The 702-nt window shown below is 38.0% G+C and carries 1 protein-coding gene; it reads right to left on the bottom strand.

Features of this window, described 5'->3' with window-relative positions:
* Positions 1 to 194 precede the first annotated feature (194 nt).
* Entirely contained in the window at positions 195 to 650 is a 456-nt protein-coding gene (locus CHH91_RS17855; protein WP_095224765.1) for a hypothetical protein, read from the bottom strand.
* Positions 651 to 702: the final 52 nt, after the last annotated feature.

Here is a 702-nt window from a genome sequence, read left to right on the forward strand (position 1 = left end):
TTATTAAATAGACCATGCCAAGAAAAATACCTGTCGTGATAAAAGTCGTCCATCCGGGACCCAGCGAAGTTAACGGACCAAGATATTGACCAACATCTAAACCACGGCTTGCAGGCACCTGCATACTAGAAATAGTCTGCCTTATCATAGTCAACCATCCAATGACAGGATCAAAAATTGTATCTATTAGCTCCTTAATCTCCGCCACCTCCGAACGGTCTTACCATGATAGTGCCACCAAACAAGGCAATATACTTAATGATAAAGAAAAACCATAGAAAGAATGTGGCTACTGCGGGAACAACAGTTAGCAAACCAGTTCCACTTACAAGATCAAAAACAACGTTAAACCCACGCCCTGACTCAGATGGAAAAAAACCAGGGCTACCAATCCGAGGGTTTATCATTTGAAAAACTGTACGTAAAAATCCAGCAGTAATAGCAAATAGAAACTGAAAAAGAGCAACAAATATCATGATTATTTCAACCACAACTTGAAACAACACAACGATGAAATGCAAAATTCCCTCGAGTATATACAAAAGCCACGATAAAGGCACTAGAAAAAAGTCGATTATCCTTTCAAACATGCCTTTTAAAAATTGTCCTAGCTTGTTAAAAGCATCAAGAATCTTTTCAACGAAATTCATGATTGTTTGACACCTACAAGGATTCTTCTAATACCTATACAAATGCTTAACG

Source organism: Virgibacillus sp. 7505 (genome assembly GCF_002272135.1).
Taxonomy (GTDB): domain Bacteria; phylum Bacillota; class Bacilli; order Bacillales; family Amphibacillaceae; genus Terribacillus.

Bases quoted from the DNA above. Each gene is read 5' to 3' on its own strand.
- CHH91_RS17855 (WP_095224765.1), bottom strand. From the start codon at position 650: ATGAATTTCGTTGAAAAGATTCTTGATGCTTTTAACAAGCTAGGACAA.